At 58.0% G+C, this 22300-nt stretch carries 16 protein-coding genes and 4 tRNA genes; 12 read left to right on the top strand and 8 right to left on the bottom strand.

The window, feature by feature from the left end:
- The first annotated feature begins 5 nt into the window (after nucleotides 1–5).
- The 7 genes from rloB to V6F78_RS18000 all read left to right on the top strand — a co-directional run bounded on the left by rloB (nucleotide 6) and on the right by V6F78_RS18000 (nucleotide 8961).
- Nucleotides 6–1538: an osmotic stress tolerance membrane protein RloB gene (gene rloB, locus V6F78_RS18030; RefSeq protein ID WP_047294796.1), complete on the top strand. Its 1533-nt coding sequence runs from the start codon at nucleotides 6–8 to the stop codon at nucleotides 1536–1538.
- On the top strand, nucleotides 1538–2521 hold the full coding sequence (locus V6F78_RS18025; RefSeq protein ID WP_047276327.1) for an alpha-L-glutamate ligase-like protein: 984 nt from the start codon (nucleotides 1538–1540) through the stop codon (nucleotides 2519–2521). The genes rloB and V6F78_RS18025 overlap by 1 nt, the downstream gene beginning before the upstream one ends.
- 115 nt (nucleotides 2522–2636) lie before the next feature.
- Nucleotides 2637–3980, top strand: coding sequence for an aminodeoxychorismate synthase component I (gene pabB, locus V6F78_RS18020; protein ID WP_047294886.1), 1344 nt, complete (start codon nucleotides 2637–2639; stop codon nucleotides 3978–3980).
- A gap of 68 nt (nucleotides 3981–4048) precedes the next feature.
- The gene (locus V6F78_RS18015) at nucleotides 4049–4783 is read left to right on the top strand and encodes a phosphoadenylyl-sulfate reductase (RefSeq protein ID WP_169839786.1); all 735 of its coding nucleotides are present in this window, start codon (nucleotides 4049–4051) and stop codon (nucleotides 4781–4783) included.
- A gap of 147 nt (nucleotides 4784–4930) precedes the next feature.
- Nucleotides 4931–5449: a sigma-70 family RNA polymerase sigma factor gene (locus tag V6F78_RS18010; RefSeq protein WP_047294798.1), complete on the top strand. Its 519-nt coding sequence runs from the start codon at nucleotides 4931–4933 to the stop codon at nucleotides 5447–5449.
- Complete coding sequence (locus V6F78_RS18005) at nucleotides 5446–6444, top strand: FecR family protein (RefSeq protein WP_047294800.1); 999 nt, start codon at nucleotides 5446–5448, stop codon at nucleotides 6442–6444. Before V6F78_RS18010 ends, V6F78_RS18005 begins: the two co-directional genes overlap by 4 nt.
- Before the next feature lie 75 nt (nucleotides 6445–6519).
- Nucleotides 6520–8961, top strand: a complete 2442-nt coding sequence (locus V6F78_RS18000; RefSeq protein WP_332727982.1) for a TonB-dependent siderophore receptor — start codon at nucleotides 6520–6522, stop codon at nucleotides 8959–8961.
- A gap of 255 nt (nucleotides 8962–9216) precedes the next feature.
- Here V6F78_RS18000 and V6F78_RS17995 read toward each other — a convergent pair.
- The 4 genes from V6F78_RS17995 to V6F78_RS17980 form a co-directional block, all read right to left on the bottom strand.
- A tRNA-Asp gene (locus tag V6F78_RS17995) sits at nucleotides 9217–9293 on the bottom strand.
- A gap of 19 nt (nucleotides 9294–9312) precedes the next feature.
- Nucleotides 9313–9388, bottom strand: a tRNA-Val gene (locus V6F78_RS17990).
- Nucleotides 9389–9605: 217 nt separating this feature from the next.
- Nucleotides 9606–9682, bottom strand: a tRNA-Asp gene (locus V6F78_RS17985).
- Between the two features lie 19 nt (nucleotides 9683–9701).
- Nucleotides 9702–9777 (bottom strand) — tRNA-Val (locus V6F78_RS17980).
- 160 nt (nucleotides 9778–9937) lie between these two features.
- Between V6F78_RS17980 and rdgC the strand changes: the two genes are divergently transcribed.
- Together rdgC and sugE are read left to right on the top strand one after the other, a co-directional pair.
- Entirely contained in the window at nucleotides 9938–10861 is a 924-nt protein-coding gene (gene rdgC / locus V6F78_RS17975) for a recombination-associated protein RdgC (RefSeq protein WP_047276336.1), read from the top strand.
- Between the two features lie 210 nt (nucleotides 10862–11071).
- Nucleotides 11072–11386: a quaternary ammonium compound efflux SMR transporter SugE gene (gene sugE, locus V6F78_RS17970; RefSeq protein WP_047276339.1), complete on the top strand. Its 315-nt coding sequence runs from the start codon at nucleotides 11072–11074 to the stop codon at nucleotides 11384–11386.
- A 79-nt stretch (nucleotides 11387–11465) separates the two neighbouring features.
- On the opposite strand, the gene V6F78_RS17965 is transcribed toward sugE, so the two are convergent.
- Together V6F78_RS17965 and V6F78_RS17960 are read right to left on the bottom strand one after the other, a co-directional pair.
- Nucleotides 11466–13340, bottom strand: a complete 1875-nt coding sequence (locus V6F78_RS17965) for an MFS transporter (RefSeq protein ID WP_048376576.1) — start codon at nucleotides 13338–13340, stop codon at nucleotides 11466–11468.
- Between the two features lie 135 nt (nucleotides 13341–13475).
- Nucleotides 13476–14627, bottom strand: coding sequence for a TDT family transporter (locus V6F78_RS17960; protein ID WP_094991275.1), 1152 nt, complete (start codon nucleotides 14625–14627; stop codon nucleotides 13476–13478).
- Nucleotides 14628–14866: 239 nt separating this feature from the next.
- Between V6F78_RS17960 and V6F78_RS17955 the strand changes: the two genes are divergently transcribed.
- On the top strand, nucleotides 14867–18334 hold the full coding sequence (locus tag V6F78_RS17955; RefSeq protein ID WP_047276343.1) for a hybrid sensor histidine kinase/response regulator: 3468 nt from the start codon (nucleotides 14867–14869) through the stop codon (nucleotides 18332–18334).
- Between the two features lie 36 nt (nucleotides 18335–18370).
- On the opposite strand, the gene rmuC is transcribed toward V6F78_RS17955, so the two are convergent.
- Nucleotides 18371–19735 carry a DNA recombination protein RmuC gene (rmuC, locus tag V6F78_RS17950; RefSeq protein WP_169862832.1) on the bottom strand — a complete coding sequence of 455 codons (1365 nt, stop codon included), beginning with the start codon at nucleotides 19733–19735 and terminating at the stop codon, nucleotides 18371–18373.
- A gap of 172 nt (nucleotides 19736–19907) precedes the next feature.
- Nucleotides 19908–20234 carry a hypothetical protein gene (locus V6F78_RS17945; RefSeq protein ID WP_047276347.1) on the bottom strand — a complete coding sequence of 109 codons (327 nt, stop codon included), beginning with the start codon at nucleotides 20232–20234 and terminating at the stop codon, nucleotides 19908–19910.
- A 960-nt stretch (nucleotides 20235–21194) separates the two neighbouring features.
- On the opposite strand from V6F78_RS17945, the gene V6F78_RS17940 reads away from it, so the two are divergent.
- Both V6F78_RS17940 and V6F78_RS17935 read left to right on the top strand, forming a co-directional pair.
- On the top strand, nucleotides 21195–21419 hold the full coding sequence (locus V6F78_RS17940; RefSeq protein WP_034156218.1) for a hypothetical protein: 225 nt from the start codon (nucleotides 21195–21197) through the stop codon (nucleotides 21417–21419).
- A 270-nt stretch (nucleotides 21420–21689) separates the two neighbouring features.
- Complete coding sequence (locus V6F78_RS17935; protein ID WP_332727981.1) at nucleotides 21690–22169, top strand: hypothetical protein; 480 nt, start codon at nucleotides 21690–21692, stop codon at nucleotides 22167–22169.
- The last annotated feature ends 131 nt before the right edge of the window (nucleotides 22170–22300 follow it).

Below are 22300 nucleotides of genomic sequence, written 5' to 3'. Positions count from 1 at the left end.
TTGAAATGCGCGCTCTTACCTTTCACCTGAAAGTCTTGATTACCATCCTTGTGGTGCTGGGCATTTCGATTACGGCCTATCAGATTTTCGTCATCGGTATCCCGGTGACCGAAGACGCAACGGATGACCTGTGGAACATCGACGCAAAAGTCGAATTCGTCGCCAGCTCCAAGGATCCGGTCAAGATCCAGATGTTCGTACCGCCATTGAACCGCGACTACGTCAGCCTCAATGAAAGCTTCATCTCCAACAATTACGGGGTGAGCGTCAACCGGGTAGACGGCAACCGTAAAGTCACCTGGTCAGCCCGTCGCGTCAGCGGCAAGCAAACCCTTTACTACCGTCTGGTCTTGACCAAGCGCTACACCGGCGACAAAACCAAGGCCAAAGGCCCGGTATTCCGTGACAGCATCGCGGTCGAAGGGCCCGAAAAAATCGCCGCCGAAGCCTTGCTGGCCCCGATTCGCCAGCACTCGGCCGACGTTGAAACCTTCATCAGCGAAACCATCAAGCGGGTGAACAACCCTAACGATGACAACGTCAAACTGCTGCTGGCAGGCGATCCGTCGACGCCGCACAAGGCACAAATCATCGAGCTTTTGCTGTCGATTGCCCACGTGCCGCTGGAAAAAGTCCACACCATCCGCCTGGCGGCCGACCTGCCACAAACCCCGGAGCTGTGGTTGCGCAGCTTCAACGGTAACGACTGGCTGTACTTCAACCCCGAAACCGGCGAACAGGGCCTGCCGTCCGACCGTCTGCTGTGGTGGACCGGCGACGAGCCGATGATCAGCGTCGATGGCGGTAAAAAAGCCAACGTCACGTTCAGCCTCAACAACAGCGAAATGAACGCCATTCGTCTGGCCAAACTGACCGACGAAAACACTGACGCCAACTTCCTCGAATACTCGCTGTACGGTCTGCCGCTGCAAACCCAGCAAACCTTCATGATCATGGTGATGATCCCGATTGGCGTGCTGGTGATTCTGGTGTTGCGCAACCTGATCGGCCTGCAAACACTGGGCACGTTCACCCCGGTACTGATTGCACTGGCCTTCCGTGAAACACAATTGGGGTTCGGCATCATCCTGTTCACGGTGATAACCGCGCTCGGGCTGATGTTGCGCTCCTATTTAGAGCACTTGAAGCTGCAGATGCTGCCGCGCCTGTCCGTGGTACTGACGTTCGTGGTGATACTGATTGCCGCCATCAGCCTGTTCAGCCACAAGCTGGGCCTTGAACGCGGACTCTCGGTGGCCCTGTTCCCGATGGTGATTCTGACCATGACCATCGAACGCCTGTCGATCACTTGGGAGGAGCGAGGCGCCGGGCATGCGATGAAGGTCGCCATCGGCACCCTGTTCGCGGCGACCCTGGCGTACTTGGTGATGAGCATTCCGGAGCTGGTGTACTTCGTGTTCACTTTCCCTGCAGTCCTGCTGATTCTCGTGGGCTTCATGCTGGCCATGGGTCGCTATCGCGGCTATCGCCTGACTGAACTGGTCCGTTTCAAAGCCTTTTTGAAGGCAGATTCCTGATGTTTGGCTTCTGGAAGACCTGGAAGGCCCTGGAAGCCAGGGGCATCATGGGCATCAATCGGCGTAATGCGGACTACGTACTCAAGTACAACAAACGCAGCCTGTATCCGATCGTGGATGACAAGATCATCACCAAGGAACGCGCCATCAAGGCCGGCATTCACGTGCCGGAGATGTATGGCGTGATTTCCACCGAGAAAGAAATCGAAAAGCTCGACGAGATCATCGGCGGGCGCAGCGACTTCGTGATCAAGCCCGCGCAAGGCGCGGGCGGTGATGGCATTCTGGTGATCGCCGACCGCTTCGAAGACCGCTTTCGCACCGTTTCGGGCAAGATCATCAGCCATGAAGAAATCGAGCATCAGATCTCCAGCATTCTGACCGGCCTGTATTCCCTCGGCGGGCACCGCGACCGTGCCCTGATCGAATACCGCGTCACCCCCGACCAGATCTTCAAAAGCATCAGCTACGAAGGCGTGCCGGACATCCGCATCATTGTGCTGATGGGCTACCCGGTGATGGCGATGCTGCGTTTGCCGACCCGTCAATCCGGCGGCAAGGCCAACCTTCACCAGGGCGCTATCGGCGTCGGTGTCGACCTGGCAACCGGCCTGACCTTGCGCGGCACCTGGCTGAACAACATCATCAGCAAACACCCCGACACCACCAACGCGGTGGACGGGGTGCAACTACCCTACTGGGACGGTTTCATGAAGCTCGCCGCGGGCTGCTATGAATTGTGCGGCCTGGGGTATATCGGCGTGGACATGGTGCTGGACCAGGACAAGGGCCCCTTGATCCTGGAGCTGAACGCCCGTCCGGGCCTGAACATCCAGATCGCCAACGACTGCGGCCTGACCCTGCGCACCCACGCCGTCGAAGCGCACGTTGAAGCGCTGGCCGCAAAAGGCATCAAGGAAACCGTTGAAGAGCGGGTCCGTTTTGCTCAGGAAATGTTCGGGCACATCCCCCTTAACGCCTGACCCGCAGGAGCGAGTTGGCCACCCAAGGCCTGCTCGCTCCTGAACGGTTTCATGGATTTACCCGCCGACACAGGCCTACAATCCTCTCCCCGCTTCGATGGCTGATTTGCTGCGCATGTTGACCTGCTCCGTTCATCCACTGCCTTACCTCGCCAACCCGGCCGATTACTTTGCCGCCTTGCGCCACGCTCCCGGCGCAGTACTGCTGGACAGCGGCCGACCCGACGCTGACCGTGGCCGTTACGACATCATGAGCGCCTGGCCCTTGCACACATTGCAACGCCAGCCAGAAGAACCGGGGCGCGCGTTTTTGCAGCGTTTGCGCAAACAGCTTCAGGCGCTGGGCCAGGCGCAGCTGCCGGCGCAGTACGAGCTGCCGTTTGCCGGCGGACTGATCGGTTACTTGAGCTACGACTTCGGCCGCCAGCTCGAACAGCTCCCCGCGCAGGCGCAGGACGACTTGCATCTGCCGGATGCACGCCTGGGCCTGTACCCGTGGGCGCTGATCAGCGATCACCAACGCGCAACCAGTCAATTGGTGTTTCATCCCACCCTGGAAACCCGCGAACGCATGCGCCTGATTGAGCTGTTCAGTGCGCTTGAGCCCGCAACCGCGGCACCTTTCAGCCTGAAACAACCGATGCAGCCGGATATCAGCGCCCAGCAGTACGCGCAGGCCCTGGCGCAGGTGCAGCAGTACATTCAGGCTGGCGACTGCTATCAGGTCAATTACACTCAGCGCTTCAGCGCCCACTGCCACGGCGATGCATGGACCGCGTACTGCGCGCTGCGTGCGGCTTGCCCGACCCCGTTTTCAGGTTTCATGACACTGCCCGCAGAGGGCGCGATTGTCAGCCTCTCGCCAGAGCGCTTTGTGCGGGTCAGCAAGCGCCAGGTCGAAACCCGTCCGATCAAAGGCACCCGTCCACGGGGCAAAGACAACGCAGAAGATGCCGCCAACGCCGCCCAATTGCTTGCCAGCCCAAAAGATCGCGCTGAGAACCTGATGATTGTCGACCTGCTGCGCAACGACCTCGGCCGCACCTGCCGCACAGGTTCGGTCCGCGTTCCGGAGCTGTTCAGCCTCGAAAGCTACCCCAACGTGCATCACCTGGTGAGCAGTGTCACGGGCGAGCTGGCGGCGGATAAAGACGCGCTGGACCTGATCGGCGACAGTTTTCCGGGCGGCTCGATCACCGGCGCACCGAAGATCCGCGCCATGCAAATCATCGACGAGCTGGAACCCACCCGCCGCAGCATTTACTGCGGTTCGCTGCTGTACCTCGACGTTCGCGGCGAGATGGATAGCTCTATCGCCATTCGCAGCCTGTTAATCAAAGACGGGCGGGTCAGTTGCTGGGGCGGAGGCGGCATTGTCGCGGACTCGGACTGGGAAGCCGAATACCAGGAATCCATCACGAAAGTGAAGGTGCTGCTCGATACGCTGCAAACCCTGTAGCGCGCGGTATTTGCTAACATCGCGCCACTAGAGAGCGCCCAGCGCCATTTACTGTAGGAAGCCGCCTGATGAGCCATCCGTTCGACGTCGCTGAACTCGCCGCGACATACGCCAGCAAATCCCCGCAGGACATTCTCAAACTCGCGTTTCAGCACTTTGGCGACGAGCTCTGGATTTCATTCAGCGGCGCCGAAGATGTGGTGCTGGTGGACATGGCCTGGAAGCTCAATAAAAACGTCAAGGTGTTCAGCCTCGACACCGGGCGCCTGCACCCCGAAACCTATCGTTTCATCGAGAAGGTGCGCGAGCACTACAACATCCCGATCGAGCTGATTTCACCAGACCAGCACCAACTTGAGCCCTTCGTCAAAGAAAAAGGCTTGTTCAGCTTTTACAAAGACGGCCATGGCGAATGCTGCGGTGTGCGCAAAATCCAACCGTTGCGCCGCAAACTGGCGACCGTCACCGCCTGGGCCACGGGCCAGCGTCGCGACCAAAGCCCGGGCACCCGCAGCCAGGTTGCCGCGTTGGAAATCGACGGCGCCTTCTCGACCCCGGAACGAACGCTGTACAAATTCAACCCGCTGGCGCAAATGACCAGCGAGGAAGTCTGGGGTTACATCCGCATGCTGGAGTTGCCCTATAACAGCCTGCACGAACGCGGCTTTATCAGCATCGGCTGCGAGCCCTGCACCCGTCCCGTGCTGCCTAACCAGCACGAGCGTGAAGGTCGCTGGTGGTGGGAAGAAGCCACACAAAAAGAATGCGGCCTGCATGCTGGCAACTTGATCGCCAAGACCTGATCCGCCTCGCCTGCAATGAATAAGGGGAACGAGGCTGCAAGCACGCAGCCTCGCGCCGTGTCTCAGCGTATGAGGCCTGCCTTGCGTTTACCGAAGACTTGAGCACAGAATTAGCAATTATTCTCAATAGCGTTTGAGCCTAGTTCTATGTCTTCGGGTGAACCTCCGTTTCAATCCGCGATTACAGACCTGTACTGCGAACATCACGGCTGGCTACTTGGCTGGCTGCGCAGAAAGCTGGGGTGTGCGCAGAATGCTGCCGACCTGACTCAGGACACCTTTGCCCGAATCCTTAATGCACGCGAATCGATCGCCAGCCTGCGCGAGCCGCGAGCGTTTCTGAGCACCACGGCCCGGCGTCTGATCATCGATCAGGCACGGCGCAAGAAGATCGAACAGGCTTATTTGCAAGAACGTGCGCTGACCACCCAAGCACTGGAAGGCCACCACTCACCCGAGGCCATCCTGACCACCCTTGAAGCCCTTGAACACATCGCCTTTATGCTCGAAGGGCTGCCTGAAAAGACCCGCCAGGCGTTTGTGCTGTATTACCTCGACGGCCTCAACCAGGCCGACATCGGTCGCCAACTCGGCTTGTCTGATCGCACCGTTCGCAAGTATTTGATTCAGGCGCTGCTGCATTGCAGTCATAGCCTCACACCATGAGCAAGCCGATGCACTGCACGCCCCAGCAGATCGATGAACAAGCAGCCGAATGGATGATTCGCTTGCATGAAGGGGATTTGTCTGACGAGTTGAGGCTCGCCTTTGAGCACTGGAAGCGTCAAAGCCCGCAACACGGCGCAGCGGCCGAGCGCATGCAGGAGGTCATTTCACAGCTGCAGTCATTACGCACTCAGGCTGCGCCAGCCAAAGCGGCGCTGAACGCAGCATTCCCCTCGCCGCGCAAAACATCCACACGCAAACCGATCGTTCGGGCCTTGGTCCTGGCGGGTTGCCTGATTATTCCGGCCACTGTGTTACTGCGCAGCCAGTACCCCGCGCGCTGGCTGGCCGATACCCACACAGCGCCCGCCGAATGGAAAACACTGCACCTGCCGGACGAGTCATCCCTGACCCTCAGCGGCGCCAGCGCCGTGAATGTGCATTTCGATAAGCAGCAGCGACGAATCGAACTGCTGCAAGGCGAGATACTGGTGGACGTGGCCCATGACGCCACACGCCCGTTTGTGGTGCAGACCGCCCAGGGCACCCTGCGCGCACTGGGGACACGCTTCGTGGTCAAGCGCACGGGGGACACGACGATCCTGACCATGTTGCAATCGCGCGTCGCGGCGCACAGTGAAAACCGGCAACACGCGCTGGAGGTGGATGCGGGTGAACAGGCACTGATTGAGACTGACGCCATCCGCAGGCTGGGCCACATTGATCCGCAGCGAATCGATCATGCCTGGAAACGCCATCAACTGGTGGTTCAGGACCTGCCGTTGAGTGACGTGCTTGAAGAGATTGCCCGCCAGCGATACGGCCTTTTGACTTTCGACCGCGCGGCGCTGGCGGACCTGCGGGTGTCAGCCGTTTTACCGATGGACGATCCGGAGCGCGCATTGAACCTGATAGCTGAAACACTGCCGATCAGCGTCCGTCACTTCACGGCATGGCTGATACGCGTGGACCGTGACACGCAGACTAAAAAATAATGATTCGCATTGCTTCCGCTTTTTAAAGGTCGCTCGTCAAGGTAGGTACATAGACTCTAAAGGACTGCGCCTACCATGCTGACTTCACCCAAAACCCGCGACCGCTTGCGTGCGAAGGCTTATGCACCGCTGTCACTGGCCATCCATTTGGTGGTTGCCTGTACCGCCGCAATGCTGGTCAGCACCGCTGCGCAGGCGCAAAGCAGTGCCTCGGTGCAGGTCTACAACATTCCTGCCGGGCCGCTGGGCGATGCATTGAACCGCCTCGCTCAACAAGCCGGGGTCGCGATTGCGTTCCAGCCCCGTGACGTTGACGGCGCGACAACTCAAGGCTTACAGGGCAGCTACAGCGAGATGGACGGTTTCGACACGCTGCTGCGCGGCAGCGGGTTCAGCGTGGTCAAAGGCCAGAACGGCTATTTGCTGCAAGCCACTCCCCAACCAGACGGCGCTCTAGAACTGGGCGCCACCGAGGTCAGCGCCAACCAGCTCGGCACCATCACCGAAGGGACTGGCTCCTACACGCCCGGAAGCATCGCCACAGCCACACGCATGGTGCTCACACCCCGCCAAACCCCACAGTCGATCTCCGTCGTGACCCGACAGGCGATGGATGATTTCGGCCTGAACTCGATCGACGACGTCATGCGCCACACGCCCGGCATCACCGTGGCCACCTATGACAGCGACCGCACCAGTTACTACTCGCGCGGCTTTGCCATAAAAAACTTCCAATACGACGGCATTCCCATCTTGCAGGACCCGCAGTACTCGGCGGGTCACACACTCACCGATACGGCGATCTATGACCGCGTCGAGATACTCAAAGGCGCCACCGGGCTGCTCACTGGCGCTGGCGGGCCGGGCGGGACCATCAACATGGTGCGCAAAAAGCCTACCCGTGACTTCAGGGCCCACATCGATCTGGGCGCCGGATCATGGGACAACTACCGCTCGGAAGTGGACGTCAGCGGCCCCCTGAGCGACAGCGGCCATGTACGAGGCCGGGCGGTCGCGGCTTATCAGGACAAGCACTCATTCATGGACCATTACAAGCGCGACAGCGAGGTGTACTACGGCATTCTTGAGGTCGACTTAACCCCGGACACCTTGCTCACCCTGGGGGCCGACTATCAGGACAACCACCCCACCGGCTCGAGCTGGTCGGGCAGTGCATCGCTGTTCAACTCTGCGGGCGATCGGATCGATAACCCACGTTCGTTCAACAATGGCGCGAAATGGAGCAGTTGGGAGCAATACACCCGGACTGTCTTCGCCACGCTGGAGCATGACTTCGCCAATGGCTGGGTGACCAAAGGTCAGTACAACCATCAGATCAATGGCTACGACGCCCCGCTGGGAGCACTGCTTGATCCAGATGTGAACACCGGCAAGGCAAAAATCCTGGCGCGCAAATACACCGGCGAGTACGTCAGTGATAGCGCAGACCTTTACGCTACGGGGCCTTTCAGCCTGCTGGGCCGCGAACATCAACTGGTCGTCGGCGGCTCGGTTTCTCGCTCTCACTGGACGGGCAAGGACTACACGAACGCGCTCATGGTCAATAACGCCTATGACTATTACCACTGGGACGGCGATGCACCGGAACCCGACTGGGGCAATGTCACCTCCAAAAACGATGAAATCACACGCCAGACCGGCACTTATGTGACGGGGCGTTTCAGCCTGACCGATGACTTGACCCTCATGTTGGGCACCCGCGTTGCCAACTACTCGCTAACAGGCACCAGCCAGGCCAAGGACACCGGCAAAGTACTGCCTTACGCAGGCCTGATCTACGACATCAACGACTCTGTTTCGGCCTATGCCAGCTACACCGAAATATTCTTGCCCCAGTCTTACTACCGCAATCGCGACAACAAAATGCTTGAGCCAGACGAAGGCAGCAACTATGAGATCGGCCTGAAAGGCGAATTCTTCGACGGGCAATTGAACTCAAGCCTGGCGTACTTTGAAGTGCATCAAGATAACCGGCCCGAAGCGGACACCGCCTACAACGCCCACCCGACCAACCCTGACATTGACTACGCCTACAAAGGCATCAAGGCCACCACAAAAGGCTACGAGGCGGAAATATCGGGTGAAGTGATGCCAGGTTGGCAGTTACAGGCAGGCTACACGCACAAAGTCAGCCGCGATCAGAGCGGAAAGAAAGTGTCGACCTGGGAACCGGAAGATCAAATCAACCTGTACACCCGCTATAAATTGAGTGGCAACCTCGACAAATTGACCGTGGGCGGCGGCGTTCGCTGGCAAGGCACAGGCTGGCAAGTGCTGACCAACTACAACAAAGGCGGCGCGCAGGAGAAGTTTTCGCAAGAAGCGTACTGGCTTGTTGATGTGATGGCCAAGTATCAGCTGACGGAGCATGTGTCAGCCACGGTGAACCTGAACAACGTCTTCGACAAATCGTATTACACCAACATCGGGTTTTATAACTCATCGTATTACGGCGATCCGCGCAATGTCATGGTGACAACGCGCTGGGACTTTTAACATCACAATCGCCGCCTGTGGCCACTTATCGGGACGCGAGCGCCTGCCAAGCTTTTATTGGTTTGAGTTTGCGGCGCAAGGATGAGGGTGGTCACAGACCTGGCGACGGCTTCACCGCCGCACCCGGCCTCGACTGCTGCCGTTGCCGTAGCCCTAGCCGGGAAAACCTTACACAAAACACACGCGCACAAAAAAGCCTGCACGTGGCAGGCTTCTTGTTGATCACAAGCGTTCAAGGGGCTTGTGTTCCGAATATGGCGCAGCGGACGGGACTCGAACCCGCGACCCCCGGCGTGACAGGCCGGTATTCTAACCGACTGAACTACCGCTGCGCGTAACATTGAAAGCGAATGGTGGGTGATGACGGGATCGAACCGCCGACCCTCTGCTTGTAAGGCAGATGCTCTCCCAGCTGAGCTAATCACCCTTGCTTCACTCTCGTTGCGGGGCGCATTCTCTCACACTTATTGTGTAAGTGGTTGTTTTTATTCAGTTTTTTTAAAAAACTGTCAAAAACGACCTTTTCCAGCGCCCTGCTCTTGGATTCCTCAGCAAGCTGTTGAATCTAAGCCTTTCAAGAAAAACCCCGCGTTGAGCGGGGCTTCCCCAGATCACAAGCGTTCAAGGGGCTTGTGATCAAAATATGGCGCAGCGGACGGGACTCGAACCCGCGACCCCCGGCGTGACAGGCCGGTATTCTAACCGACTGAACTACCGCTGCGCGTAACACTGCAAGTGAATGGTGGGTGATGACGGGATCGAACCGCCGACCCTCTGCTTGTAAGGCAGATGCTCTCCCAGCTGAGCTAATCACCCTTTCACTCTCGGTGTGGCGCGCATTCTACGGAGCGACCTGAAGTCTGGCAAGCACTTTTTAAAATAATTTTCTTATGCACGACAAAGGCTTAGCGCAGGGTTGGCCTATGCGCCCATGAGGCGAATAATGCCGTCTTTGTATAAAGGAGTGATTAACCCCATGTGGTTCAAAAACCTGCTTATCTATCGCCTGACCCAAGATCTGCCTTTTGATGCGCAGGTGCTGGAAACTGCACTGGCCACCAAACTGGCCCGCGCCTGTTCAAGTCAGGAATTAGCCACTTACGGTTTCGTCGCCCCTTTCGGCAAAGGCGAAGACGCTCCCCTGGTTCACGTCAGCCAGGACTTCCTGCTGATCGCCGCCCGCAAAGAAGAACGCATCCTGCCCGGCAGCGTGGTGCGTGACGCACTCAAGGAAAAGGTCGAAGAGATCGAAGCCGAGCAAATGCGCAAGGTCTACAAAAAGGAACGCGACCAGCTCAAGGATGAAATCATCCAGGCCTTCTTGCCCCGTGCCTTTATTCGTCGCTCGGCCACCTTCGCCGCCATCGCACCTAAACAGGGTCTGATTCTGGTTAACGCCTCCAGCCCGAAACGCGCCGAAGACCTGCTCTCCACCTTGCGTGAAGTGGTGGGTTCGCTGCCGGTGCGTCCATTGGCTGTCAAAGTGGCGCCAAGCGCGACCATGACCGAATGGGTCAAGACTCAAAAAGCCGCCGAGAACTTCTTTGTCCTCGACGAATGCGAGCTGCGCGACACCCATGAAGACGGTGGCATCATTCGCTGCAAGCGTCAGGATCTGACCAGCGACGAAATCCAGTTGCACCTGAGCACCGGCAAAGTCGTGACTCAGCTGTCACTGGCCTGGCAGGACAAACTGTCGTTCGTGCTGGACGACAAACTGGTGGTCAAACGCTTGAAGTTTGAAGACCTGCTGCAAGACGAAGCCGAACAGAACGGCGGTGATGACGATCTGGGCCAACAGGACGCCAGCTTTACCCTGATGATGCTGACGTTCGGCGAATTCTTGCCGCAGTTGTTTGAAGCGCTGGGCGGTGAAGAAATCCCTCAAGGCATCGAATAACGCCTGTTCAGGAAGCACGCCTGACCGGTGATGCACGATCACCGGTCGGCTGCTTCCTATATAGAAAGCGCGTTAATAAAACTACGCTTCTGAAAATTCAGAGTTGCCTGTCAGATTATTCATGGGCAATATACTGCGCACAGCGAGGACGACCTCGCGACTCATCGAGTGATTTTCTGGGGACGACCCCATCAATTGATGGAGGTAAGCATGTCCTGGATTATTCTGTTTTTCGCCGGCCTGTTTGAAGTCGGCTGGGCTGTAGGCCTGAAATACACTGACGGCTTCAGCCGCCCCCTCCCCACCGCATTGACCATCGCCGCCATGGCGGTAAGCCTCGGCTTGCTGGGCCTTGCGATGAAAGAATTGCCATTGGGCACGGCCTACGCCATCTGGACAGGCGTGGGAGCAGTGGGCACGGTCATCGCCGGGATCATCCTGTTTGGCGAATCCATGGCCTTGTTCCGCTTGGCCAGCGTGGCGCTGATCATTGCCGGCCTGGTTGGCCTGAAAATCAGCGCCTGAACCCTCACTCGCCAGCGACTACAGCCCCACCCACTCTGTAGTCGCTGGCCAGACCGCGCCCCCCCTGCCAACAATGGCTCTAGAGTGTCTGCCCACGTAGCGCCGTCACCTGCTCGCGCAGCCTTTTTTGCGTCGCTTCACTCGCTGCTATCGGCTCGCCTGCTACCAGCGTTACTCGCGACCACAGCCTGCGCAAGAACCCCTTATTGGGATCACGACTAAAGAAGCTCCCCCATAGCCCTTGCAACGCCATCGGAATGACCGGCACCGGCGTTTGTTCCAGAATCCGTGTGACGCCTGCCTTGAACTCGTTGATCTGGCCATCGGTGGTGAGCTTACCCTCCGGAAAGATGCACACCAGCTCGCCGTCGTTCAGGTATTCGGCAATTTTCTTGAACGCCCGCTCGTAGATCGCTTCATCTTCAGCGCGCCCGGCGATAGGAATCGTCCCTGCTGTGCGAAAGATGAAGTTGAGCACCGGCAAATTGTAGATTTTGTAATACATCACAAACCGAATCGGCCGACGCACTGCTCCACCTATCAGCAATGCATCCACAAAAGACACGTGATTGCACACCAGCAAAGCCGCGCCCTCATCCGGGATCGCTTGCAGGTTTTTATGTTGCACCCGATACATGGAATGGCTCAGCAGCCAGATCATGAAGCGCATGCTGAATTCGGGAACAATCTTGAAGATGTAGGTATTGACCGCGATGTTCAGCAGTGAAACCACGAGGAACAGCTCAGGAATCGTCAGATTCGCCACGCTGAGCAACAGGATGGTGACGAGGGCCGAGACCACCATAAACAGCGCATTCAAGATGTTGTTGGCCGCAATCACCCGCGCACGCTCGTTTTCTGCGGTGCGCGACTGGATCAAGGCATACAGCGGCACAATGTAAAAACCGCCAAACACGCCCAGACCAAGAATATCGAACAGCACCCACCACGCCTGGCTGAACCCCAATACGGCCAGCCAGTCGTTAGGCTGAAGGGTCGACGGCATCTGCCCGGAATGCCACCACAGCAACAGGCCGAACACGGTCAAGCCGAATGAGCCAAAGGGTACCAGGCCGATTTCGACTTTGTGACCCGACAGCTTTTCGCACAGCATCGACCCCAACGCGATGCCCACCGAAAACACCGTCAGGATCAACGTCACCACGGTCTCATCGCCATACAGCCACTCTTTGGCGTAGGCCGGAATTTGTGTCAGGTAAATCGCACCGACAAACCAGAACCACGAATTGCCCACGACGGAACGCGACACTGCTGGCGTCTGGTTCAGGCCCATTTTCAAGGTGGCCCAGGACTCGCTGAAGATGTTCCAGTTCAGCCGTAATTCAGGCGTATCGGCCGGTGCGCTGGGGATCGCCCGGCTGGCCAGATACCCCAGGGCCGCCACGGAAACGATCACCACCGACACCACCCCTGCGTAATTGCTCGAAGACAGCATGATTCCCGCGCCGATCGTACCGGCCAGAATCGACAGGAAAGTCCCCATTTCTACCAGACCGTTACCCCCGACCAGCTCATCCTCATGCAATGTTTGCGGCAGGATTGAGTATTTGACCGGTCCGAACAACGCCGAATGGGTGCCCATCGCAAACAGCGCGACCAGCATCAACGCCAAGTGATCGAACGCAAACCCCGCCGCTCCGACCAGCATGATCGCGATTTCACCGAGCTTGATCAGACGGATCAGGCGATCCTTGTCGTACTTCTCGCCAAACTGGCCCGCCAGGGCTGAAAACAGAAAGAACGGCACGATAAACAGCAGCGCACACAGATTGACCCAAATCCCTCGGTCCCCCTCGATGGCGAGCTTATAAAGGATGGCCAGAATCAACGATTGTTTGAACAGGTTGTCGTTTAGCGCGCCCAGCGACTGGGTCACAAAGAAGGGCAGGAAGCGGCGCTTCCTTAGCAAGCTGAACTGCGAGGGGTGACTCATCATCCATGTTCTCAAGTTGCGCCAGAGGCTTTCTCATTGGAGGGCTGTTGTAACACCCGAGACACAACCTTGCCTCAGGTTATGTAACGGATGCCACCAGTCTCAGCGCATTCGTACAAAACCCGAGGCAAACTCTTACTTCTTCAAACCCGCGATGCAGGGCGAAACAAACAACTCGCCCCGGTAAGCGCCGATCAGGGTTTTACGCCCCACGATCAGCCACATCATCGCCAGCAAAGCCACCAGCGCACAGCCCGCAATCTCGAAGAACGTCAGGTGCAGCACGCTACCCAGACGCAAGGTGGCCAGCGAATACACACCCAGCGGGAACGTGAACCCCCACCACCCCAAATTGAACGGGATACCGTCGCGGTAGTAGCGATGGGTAATCAGTATCGCCATCACAATCCACCACAACCCGAAGCCCCACAGGGCAACCCCTGCAATCAGGCCCATGCCGTTGGCCACGTCACCGATACCGGCAAATCCATTGGCGGCAAAGATCGCAGGCGAGTTCGCGCCCAACAGCAACAAGCCGAGCGCTCCCGTACCAATCGGCCCCAAGGCCAGCCAGCTCGAGGCCGCCATGCTTTCGTGAGGCAATTTATGCAGCGCCATGCGCAGCATCAGGATGGTCAGGATGCTGAACGCCAGCGGCACCGAAAAGGCCCACAGGACGTAGCTGGTGATCAGTACGTGGAACTGTGCCAGCGAATCCGACAGGTGCGGCGCCAACTGGCCACCGCTGGCAGCCGCCACTTCAGCCGCCACCACCGGCAACAACCAGACAGCGGTCATCTGATCAATGCTGTGCTCCTGACGGGTGAACATCATGTAAGGAATCAGCACACCGAACGCCAGCGACATCGCCACGTCCAGCCACCACAGCACCTCGGCCACCTGCACCATGCCGCTGCCCCAGCGGGCGACGCCAAACAGGAGAAAACCATTGATGATGGTCGCCAGCCCCATGGGGATCGTGCCGAAGAACATCGAGACAGTTGAGTGGCCAAAAATCCGCCGTGCCTCATCGAAATACAGCACCCAGCGGGCGCCGTAGAGCACGCTGAATAGAATGAACAATCCGATATTGAACAGCCATAGCCCTTCAGCGACAGCGTGCAGGCCAGGAATGTTCACCGGCAAGGAAGCCAGTGCCAATGCCAGCACGCCGGTGCCCATGGTGGCGGCAAACCAGTTCGGGGTGAATTGACGAATCACCTCACGCGGGTGCTGCAAGGCGCTCAAGGGCCGTAAAGTGGTGTTGGTCGTGTTAGGGCAAATCATGGGTTCCTCCTGATCCTCGTGCGAGGTAGTGCAAGAGTAGAACTGAATCGAATATCTATATAACGGGTAATTTCTCTAACTGTTATCGACTTTACAAATATGTACGATATGCGCGCCTTTCAAGCGCTGCGACACCTGGCCGCGCTGCGACCATCGTCGACACTGACGGCGCCTGAACATCATGCGAGACTAGCCCGCAGCAGCCGGATTGCTGCGACCTTATACCTCCAGGAGTCACCATGTCGTTGTCCAGCGGGCTGATCGCCGCCGTTGCCCTGGCCTATATGGCCGTCATGTTTGCCATTGCCTTTTATGGTGACCGGCGCAGCACCCCGCTGCCGCCACGGGTTCGCGCATGGGTCTATAGTTTGTCGCTGGCGGTGTACTGCACCAGCTGGACGTTCTTTGGCGCCGTCGGCCAGGCCGCCGAGCAACTGTGGTCTTTTTTACCCATCTACCTGGGCCCAGTGCTGTTGTTGGTGTTTGCACCCTGGGTGCTGCAAAAAATGGTGATGATCAGCAAACAGGAGAACATCACCTCCATTGCCGACTTCATCGCCGCGCGGTATGGCAAATCCCAGTCGCTGGCCATTGTCGTGGCCCTGATCTGCCTGGTGGGCGTATTGCCTTATATCGCCTTGCAACTCAAAGGCATCGTGCTCGGCGTGAATCTGTTGATCGGTGCTGGTGCCGACGCCACGGGCACCCGCGCACAAGACACGGCCCTGATTGTGTCGCTGGTACTGGCGCTATTTACCATCGTCTTCGGCACCCGCAACCTCGACTCCACCGAACACCACCGGGGCATGGTGCTGGCCATTGCGTTCGAGTCGCTGGTCAAGCTGTTCGCGTTTCTCGCCGTTGGCGCGTTCGTGACCTTCGGCCTGTATGACGGCTTCGACGATTTGTTCAATCAGGCCATGCTCGCACCGCGCCTGGAGCAATACTGGAAAGAGACCGTCAATTGGCCTTCGATGGTGGTGCAAACCGGCGTGGCCATGATGGCCATCATTTGTTTGCCTCGCCAATTCCACGTCACGGTGGTGGAAAACATCGAGCCGCAGGATTTGCGACTGGCCAAATGGGTGTTCCCGGCCTATTTGATCCTCGCCGCCCTGTTCGTCGTCCCGATCGCGCTGGCCGGGCAAATGATGTTGCCCAGCTCCGTCTTGCCCGACTCTTTCGTCATCAGCCTGCCATTGGCCCAGGCCCACCCGGCACTGGCGTTGCTGGCCTTTATCGGCGGCGCATCGGCGGCCACCGGCATGGTGATCGTGGCCAGCGTCGCCCTGTCGACCATGGTTTCCAACGACATGCTGTTGCCGTGGCTGTTACGGCACAAAAACGCCGAGCGCCCCTTCGAAGTATTCCGCTACTGGATGCTGTCGGTGCGCCGCGTATCGATTGTGGTCATCCTGCTGCTGGCTTACGTCAGCTATCGCCTGCTGGGCTCGACGGCCAGTCTGGCCACCATCGGGCAGATTTCTTTCGCCGCCGTGACGCAACTGGCGCCCGCCATGATCGGCGCGCTGTACTGGAAACAAGCCAACCGTCGCGGCGTCTTCGCCGGTTTGGCGACCGGCACCTTTATCTGGTTTTACACGCTGGTGCTGCCCCTGATTGCTCACAGCCTCGGCTGGCAATTAAGCCACTTCCCCGGCTTGGCCTGGCTGCACGGCAACCCACTGGGGCTGCCGATTACACCGCTGACACAAGGCGTTGTGCTGTCACTGGCCGGCAACTTCACCGTCTTTGCGTGGGTCTCGGTGTTGTCGCGCACCCGCGTCTCGGAACACTGGCAAGCCGGGCGCTTCATCGGCCAGGAAATCAGCCACCCGAATGGCCGCTCCATGCTGGCGGTACAGATCAATGACCTGTTGACGCTGGCCGCACGTTTTGTCGGCGAAGAACGCGCGCGCCAGAGCTTTATCCGTTTCGCTTACCGGCAGGGCAAAGGCTTCAACCCAAACCAGAATGCCGATGGCGAATGGATTGCCCATACCGAACGCCTGCTGGCAGGCGTACTGGGTGCTTCTTCGACGCGGGCGGTGGTGAAAGCGGCCATCGAAGGCCGGGAAATGCAGCTCGAAGACGTCGTGCGCATTGCCGACGAAGCGTCAGAAGTCTTGCAGTTCAACCGCGCCCTGCTGCAAGGCGCCATTGAGAACATCACCCAAGGCATCAGCGTGGTCGATCAGTCCTTGCGGCTGGTGGCCTGGAACCGCCGTTACCTTGAGCTGTTCGACTACCCCGAAGGCCTGATCAGCGTGGGCAGACCGATAGCAGACATCATCCGCCACAATGCCGAGCGCGGCCTGTGCGGCCCCGGCGAAGCCGAAGTGCATGTGGCCCGCCGCCTGCACTGGATGCGGCAGGGTCGCGCCCACACCTCTGAACGGTTATTCCCCAATGGCCGGGTGATTGAGCTGATCGGCAACCCGATGCCGGGCGGCGGGTTCGTCATGAGTTTTACCGACATTACGGCCTTCCGCGAAGCAGAGCAGGCGCTGACAGAAGCCAATGAGGGCCTGGAACAACGAGTGGCCGAGCGGACCCGCGAACTGTCCGAGCTGAACAAGGCGCTGATCGAAGCCAAGGGCGTCGCGGAAGCCGCCAACCAATCGAAAACCCGTTTTCTGGCTGCCGTCAGCCATGACTTGATGCAACCCATGAACGCCGCGCGGCTGTTCTCCTCTGCCCTTTCCCACCAGGAGGAAGGACTTAGCCCGGAAGCCCAGAAACTGGTGCAGCATCTGGACAGCTCCTTACGTTCTGCCGAAGACCTGATCAGCGATTTGCTGGATATTTCCCGGCTCGAAAACGGAAAATTCACCCCCGATATCAAACCGTTTGCCCTCAATGACCTGTTCGACACGCTGGGCAATGAGTTCAAGGCGCAGGCCCAGGAACAAGGACTGACTTTCCGTGTGCGTGGCAGTCGATTGCGGGTGAGCAGTGATATCAAACTGCTGCGCCGGATTTTGCAGAACTTTCTGACCAACGCCTTTCGCTATGCCAAAGGCCCGGTCCTGCTAGGCGTGCGGCGTCGTGGCAATGCGTTGTGCCTTGAAGTGTGGGACCGCGGCCCGGGCATTCCGGAAGACAAGTTGCAGGTCATTTTTGAAGAGTTCAAACGCCTGGACAGTCATCAGACCCGCGCCGAAAAAGGCCTCGGGCTGGGCCTGGCGATTGCTGACGGGTTGTGCCGCGTGCTGGGGCACACCTTGCAAGTCCGTTCATGGCCGGGCAAAGGCAGCGTATTCAGCGTCAGCGTGCCGCTGGCTCAGAGTCAGGTTGCCCCGCAACCGGTCGTCGCAGAGCAAAATGGCCAACCCGTGACCGGCGCCCAAGTACTGTGCATCGACAACGAAGACAGCATTCTGATCGGCATGCAAAGTTTGTTGACCCGCTGGGGATGTCGCGTCTGGACAGCGCGCAATCGCGAAGAATGTGCGGCCCTGCTCAATGAAGGGGTACGCCCACAACTGGTGCTGGTGGATTACCACCTCGATAACGGCGAAGTCGGCACTGAGCTGATGCGCTGGTTACGGGCCGAACTGGGCGAGCCAGTCCCGGGCGTGGTCATCAGTGCGGACGGTCGCCCGGAGATGATTGCGCAGGTGCATGCGGCGGGCCTGGAATATCTAGCCAAGCCGGTAAAGCCCGCCGTGCTGCGGGCACTGGTTAGTCGGCACGTCCCGCTTTAACCGTGCGGCAGAGCGATTCACTCCGCCACACACATGTCACTCTGCGGGGTGCGCCACACCGTTCACGTCGGTCATGGCGCGCTCCAGCAGATCCGGCGACAAGCTTTTACTGGCGCGCGCGCCCAGCAGCTTGAGTTGCTCGCTGCGGCTCACCAGGTTGCCACGCCCCTCGGTCAACTTGTTGCGCGCCGCGGCATACGCTTTGTCCAACTGCTGCAAGCGATTGCCCACCTCATCCAGGTCTTGAATAAAGAGCACGAACTTGTCGTACAGCCACCCGGCGCGCTCAGCAATTTCCCGGGCGTTCTGACTTTGGCGCTCTTGCTTCCACAAACTGTCGATCACCCGCAACGTGGCCAACAAGGTCGTTGGGCTGACAATCACAATGTTGCGGTCGAACGCTTCCTGAAACAGATTGGGCTCGGCCTGCAATGCTGCGGAAAAAGCCGCTTCAATGGGCACGAACAACAAAACGAAGTCCAGGCTGTGCAAGCCCTCCAGCCGCTTATAGTCCTTGCCTGCCAAGCCTTTGACGTGATTACGCAACGACAGCACGTGCTGCTTGAGCGCCGCCTGCCCGATGACCTGATCATCCGCGGCCACAAACTGCTGATAAGCGGTCAGGCTGACCTTGGAATCGACCACCACCTGCTTGTCGCCAGGCAGCATGATCAGGACGTCCGGCTGGAAGCGTTCGCCATCCGGCCCTTTGAGACTGACTTGGGTCTGGTATTCGCGGCCCTTCTCCAGCCCCGCATGCTCCAGCACCCGCTCCAGAATCAGCTCCCCCCAGTTGCCTTGGGTTTTCTGCCCCTTGAGGGCCCGGGTAAGGTTAGTGGCCTCGTCACTCAAACGCAGGTTGAGCTGCTGGAGGCGCTCCAGTTCTTTGCCAAGGGAGAAACGCTCGCGGGCTTCTTGCTGATAGGTTTCCTCGACGCGCTTTTCAAACGACTGAATGCGCTCTTTGAGCGGGTCCAGCAACTGTCCCAGCCGTTCATTGCTGGTCTGCGCAAACCGTTGCTCGCGTTCGTCGAATATTTTGCCAGCCAACTCTGCAAACTGCGCCCGCAACTCATCGCGCGAACCCTGCAGGTCGTTGAGTCGTTGCTGATGGTTTTCCTGCTGCTCGCGCAATTCAGCGGCCTGAGCGGCGGACTGAGCGTCCAGCCTGCGCAATTCAGTTTCTTTCTGGGCGCGTTCCAGACTCCAGGCATGGGCGGCATCCCGGGCATTGTCGCGTTCCACCTGCAACAACTCCACTTCACGGCTCAGGGCCGCCAGCTCTGCCTGCTTGGCGGCATTGGCCTGCCCCAGATCACTGATCTCGTCACGGCTGGCATCGAGTTGCGCATTAAGACCTTCCTGCGCCAATTGCGCCATATTCAGGCGCTCTTCGAGCAAGGCCAGCTCAGCGTGATGCGCGCTGGCCCGGCGCTGCAGTTGCCAGATAAAAGCCAGCAGCGGCACGCCCGCCACCGCCAGGCCCAGCAGAATGCTGTTCAAGTCCAGGGCCATAACCCCTCCGCACACGGTAAAAGAGCAAGGTTAACCAAGCTGCGGAGTCGAAGACAGCTCAGTCTTCGATCTTGTTGAGTTCCTGCTGCGCTGACTCATCGCCGGCACGCGCAGCATTGCGCAATAAGGCCTGACCAATGCGCTGGTCGCGCTTGCTCCCGCAATCGCGGCACATCAGTTGACCCAGACGACTTTGCGCCAGCACCACGCCCTGACGGGCAGGTTGCTTGAGCAGATGGCCCGCAACATGTTTGATGCTCGGATTGGTCCCCAGCCGCGGGTTGTCCAACAGCCAGATCGCTACGCGCAAAGAAAACCGTTTTTTGGGTGCTTCGGCAGGTGATCCGGAGGGCGTAACAGAGGAAGAGTTTGTACGAAACTTCATAAAACACTGTGGGGCAGAACAGAAGGCGCGCCACTCTACTCCTTTTTTCGTTTGGGTAAAGTCGAAAAAGGTCTACAACCCCGATCTAGAGCAACGGCGCGGGACAATCCACAGATCCTGTGGATAAGTCAGTGGACAACCCCCTTTTGCCCCCGCCAAACCCCCACAGGACGGGGGCCGAGGTCAAACTGACGATTTTTTCACCAATTCAAAAAAACGATGTTTTTCATTGACTTAAATTTGCGAAACAGGCTAAGCGGCTGTGTGGCTTGCGCCCTGCCATGCGTTTATATGACGCACTGCAAATGTGCACAAGTCCATACTCATCAGCAGGAATCGGCCCAAAACGTAATGAAATCTGTAGGACTGTGCGCTCCCAAGGGGCGTGTAATCAGAGCCGGCGTTTACCCTCGCCCCCCTGCCCAATCGACTGGCGTTTTAGCAAAAACCGACTAACGGTTTGCTGCCATCCTTCGCCCCGTACAGAAAGTATTTTTGCTAGCACAGTTGCGTTTATTTTTTCAAGCCGTTAGTATCCGCAGCGTTAGTACCAAGCTGAAAGTCAATTGGGCCGAACAAATCCCCCAGCCACCTTCCCTAAAGAGAAGTCACGCTGATACACACGGGATCGACCCCCTCGATGGTTTCCAGGTAAATCTTGCGACGATACGGCCTTTGAACAAACACAAAGGGTATCGCCAAGCACTCTTACTCTGACCGAACCAACCTGCAAATTGATCAGGAACTTCACCCCGAGCACGGAACCTTAGCTCTTGTTGTGATTGCCTGCCCTCCTAAGTACCTACCTGCCAGCCCAAGCGCCACATACTTAAATGCGCTCCAACTGGCGGCTTTGTTCCAGTCAGGTTCTTCGTCACGCCAAAGATGGCTCGACGTCACTGGAACGTTTTAACGTTGCACGGATCATATCCGTGTCATTTGTAGGAACACCTAATAACTATGTCTACTCAAATCCATACTCAGGATGCCATTCGCACCCTAACCAACGCCTTCGCTCCTATGAACTGCCTGATTATGGCCGCTCGCAAAGGCTGCTTTAGCTTCACACTGGTCAACGAACACGGTATCGCACGTCACAGCGAACGCCTGTATCCCGATCAATACTCCAGCGCAGAACCCCTGCAAGCTGTGATTGACCGGACACGTCAGGCCTTGATCGCCTGACAACGCGCCCAGCGTCTATACAACAAGCCCTGCTCCAATAGCAGGGCTTTTTGTTGTCCTGAATTTAAGAAATATGCCGCATTGTTTAATTACTTGCGGGTATATAGCCACAACCTAGATGCTGCAAATGTTTTAAAAACAGTCCGTTACAGCATAGATATGACACTACACTTCAACTCAAGCGGTTCATTCCGCTTCCGGCGAACCCTACCGACTCATCGCTGCCAAGCGCCTGGGTGTAGCCGGCCAATTTCAGGCGTCGAGGTTGCCATGGGTATTGCTGCCAGGGAGTTGAGACTTTACGTAATCCGCCCGACGCTTCTGTATTTAGGCATGAACAATACTGATGCAGAGGCGTTGTTGCTGGGCATTGCTGCAAGTCAGTCAAATCTGGGCTCAGCACTCCACGACCGACGCGGACATGGTCTTTACAGTATTCGCGAACCTCGACACGCCGCACTGTGGGATGACTACCTCGCCCATGACCCGGATCTGGCAAGCCTTGTAAGGGGGCTCGCCAGCCAGCACGCGTTTTTATGCAGCCCTCATCTGGAGCTAACTGTAAATTTGCGTTACGCCACGGCAATTGCGTGGATGTTGATTGAAGAGCAAAAAGCCATCATCCCGAAAACTAACGATGTCGTGGGCATGGCCAAAGTTTGGCGCCAAGTCTTTGAGCCACAAGGACGTTTACGTGACTTCGCTCAGGCTTGGCGCATCTGCGTTACACCTCTCAACCAGGTGGCCTAAGATTTTCAACCACCTCAACAATCAGAAAAAGATCCAAAACCGGTAGGATTGTCCTACAAAACATCGCTATCTCCTGCGATTTGGCCTATAGCGCTTAAACAAAAATGTTGGTAGCTTTCCTCCCGGTGATC

This window comes from Pseudomonas sp. ESBL9 (assembly GCF_036668715.1).
GTDB lineage: Bacteria > Pseudomonadota > Gammaproteobacteria > Pseudomonadales > Pseudomonadaceae > Aquipseudomonas > Aquipseudomonas lundensis.
Note: the sequence above shows the minus strand (reverse complement) of the source record. Positions and strands in the feature narration are given on the sequence as shown.